Consider the following 2882-nt stretch of genomic DNA (forward strand, 5'->3'; position numbering starts at 1 on the left):
GTGGCTGATCATGGACACCAGGTCGGCGTCGGAGATGCGGTTGAGGGTCTCGCCGTCGGAGAAGGCGTGCGGCTTGGTGGCGAGATTATCCATGTTGGAAACGCGTTCCGGCGTGGATTCCGGATCGTGACAGCGCGCGCAATACTGCTGGCTGAGCTGGCGGCCGAGCCCCTGTTGGTAATCGAGTGCGATTGCCTCCAGCTTGAGCTCGTAGTTTTTTCCGGCTTTGTCGCGGGTAGCGGCGGTGAAGTGATAGCGTCCGGCGGCGCCGCCGAGCGAAACCTGCGAGGTGAATTGCCCGCTGGAGTCGGTGAGACCGGCGGCAGGATTGAACGCGACACCAACCGGGCCGCGGAATTCAACGTAAGCGCCGCTGACGGCGGTGCCCTGCGCGTCATTCACCTGCACGACGACAGGCTGGTCCAGTAGCGCGCCGGAAGGTGCGATCTGCTTGCCGCCGCTGACTTCGGTGATGGCGGCGCCGAAGGCGGTCGGGGCGGCAGCGGTGGAGGCCGGCGGTTTGTGAGTGCAGGCTGCGGTGACGGCCAACAGGAGAACGGAAAACACCAACTGGCGGAGATTGCGGTTCATCGGCCCACCTCCTGCGGCGTGTGCGCAGTCATGGCAGAGTGGGTTTTCGTCTGCTTTCCGGTCAGCGACATCAGGTAGGCGGTGAGGGCGCGCGCGTCGTCATCGCTCAGGTGCTGATTCGGTTCGATGGTGCCGGGGCGCAATTCCTGCGGGTTCTTCAAGTACTGAAAAATCCACGCCGGGGTCAGGCGCGAACCCACTTGGCTGAGGGTGGGGCCGACGTAGCCCTTGTCCTTGGCCGAATCCACGATGTGGCACGACTGGCAGGCGTACTTCGAATAAAAGAGCTGCCTTCCCTGCTCGACCAGCGCCGGCGCATAGCTTGCCGGCATGGAGTCCCGCTCGAAGGCCGGATCCTGATACGCGGTCATGATGTAGTCGCTGAGAGCTTTGATTTCGGATTCGCTCAGGTTGAATTTCGGCATGCGGCGGGTGAGCGCCGGGCGCAGCGTATTTGGGGCTTTGAGGAAATCCGCGAGCCATTTCGGCTGGGCCGAGCTTCCTTCCCAAGTCAGGTCGGGGGCCATGTCGCCGCCGCGGCCGTTGATCTGATGACAACTGAAGCAGCGAAGGTCACGAATGAGCTGGCCGGCAGATCCAGCCGGATCGTAATGCGATTCCGGCTGGGCGGCAATGCGCAACGCCGGCGGTTGTGACTGCGCGCGATCGGTGAGGGCGAGCAGCGCGGTGGTAAGGGCGTCCACCTGCTGGGCCGTAAGACCGAACTGCGGCATCTTCAGGCTAGGTCCAAAGCTGCGCGGGTTGCGGATCTTGGCGCCGAGGTAGTCGGGCAGCGTGTGGCGCATCCCTGCGGCAAAGACAAGCTGCGCCAGCGGCCTGCTGCCGACACGGCTCAGTTCGGGAGCGAAATTGTCGGGGCGGCGAATGCCGTTGATGGCGTGGCACGACGCGCATCCGTACTCGTTCACCAGCGCCTTGCCATGCGCGACCTGCTGCGCTGTGGCATCAGGGAGGTGGACATTCGCCACGAAGTCAGGGTCGGCCTTGGCCGCCAGGAATCCTTCCAGGGTCGCGATTTGCGGCTCGGAGAAGCGGTAGTGCGGCATGCGCGTTTCGGGGTCGTACGCGCCGGGATTGCGCAACCAGGACCCGAGCCACTCGGGCTTCGCCTTGGTGCCGATCTTGGTCAACTCAGGCCCGAGATCGCCACCCACGAGGGTGCCGGCGGCGTTTTGCACGGCGTGGCAGGAAGCGCAGAACGATTCACCATAGAGCGACGCGCCGGCGGTGGGATCGGGAGACGACTTCGCCGCTGCCGGCTTCGCGTCGGACAGGCCGGGCAGCGCGATGGACGTGCTCTGCGCCATCAGGAAGGCAGTGACGTCGCGGGCATCGTCGTCGCTTAGGCCGAAGTTGGGCATGGTGGCTGTGGGTGAGTATGCTTGCGGATTCTTGATCCAGGCGTAGATCCACTCGCGCGTTGTCTTCTGCGTGATGTGCTGCAACGTGGGCGGGGCGTCGGTGCCCGTAACCTGGGTCCCGTCGGGCTGGCGGACCAGGTGGCAGCGTACGCAGCCTTCCCGCGCCAGCAGCTTGCGGCCGTAATTCAATTGCGGCGTGCCGGCCAGATTGTTGAGATGGCATTGCCCGCAGGATGATTCGATGTACTTGGCGGGCACCAGGGGTTGTTCCCAGGCCTTGGTGCTGCTGTGCGCCTCTTCGACGGTGGTCGCCGCACCTTGGCCGCGGTGGCAGGTCGAACAACCAAACTCAGTGAGCGAATGCGGGATCGGCGGATGCACCCGGAACGGCTGCGTGCTGACGTCGGCGAGGCTGGCCTCCGTGAGCGCGACATGACAGGTCGTGCAACGATCTACCACGCCATACTCCGGCATCCAGATCTGCTGAATGCCCGGTTGCAGGCGGCGCTCCAGGCTGACCGCATCGGCGCGGCTGCGAATCAGGCCACGGTACTGGTTCTGGTAGTGACGCCACTCGCTGAAGTGGTTCTTGGCCGGCGCGATGGCGAGCAAGAGGAGCAGTACCACGCTCATCACGCCGAAGGCGCGGGCACTGTCGCTGGACCAGAGGCGGGTTACCAAGCCGAGTTTCGGTCGCATTGCCATTAAAAGCCACCCTGCCACGGCCAGACCCAGGACCATCCGGGTCCGCGGAAGAACGTCCCCACCGCGGTAAGTACCACCAGTTCCATCAGGAACCAGGTCATGATCCAAAAGGAGATCGGTCGTGCAACCAGCCAGCGGCGGAAACGGCCGGGAGCGTCGGGTGCGGACAACGCGGCCAGGAGCAAGAACGCAGCCACGATCAGC

General features: G+C 64.5%; 3 protein-coding genes. All 3 read right to left on the reverse strand.

The features are described 5' to 3' along the window. Nucleotides 1-549: hypothetical protein (locus VF515_11545; GenBank protein ID HEX7408267.1), on the reverse strand; the 549-nt coding region annotated here is incomplete at its 3' end. Nucleotides 550-587: 38 nt separating this feature from the next. Further along, nucleotides 588-2678 (reverse strand): c-type cytochrome, encoded by a 2091-nt coding sequence (locus VF515_11550; protein ID HEX7408268.1) that lies wholly within the window; start codon nucleotides 2676-2678, stop codon nucleotides 588-590. Further along, nucleotides 2678-2882: hypothetical protein (locus VF515_11555; protein HEX7408269.1), on the reverse strand; the 205-nt coding region annotated here is incomplete at its 5' end. The genes VF515_11550 and VF515_11555, both read right to left, overlap by 1 nt.

The sequence above is a fragment of the Candidatus Binatia bacterium genome, assembly GCA_036382395.1.
Taxonomy (GTDB): Bacteria; Desulfobacterota; Binatia; order HRBIN30; family HRBIN30; genus JAGDMS01.

Coding starts and splice junctions, on each gene's coding strand:
- VF515_11550 (HEX7408268.1), bottom strand. CDS start 2,678: ATGGCAATGCGACCGAAACTCGGCTTGGTAACCCGCCTCTGGTCCAGC.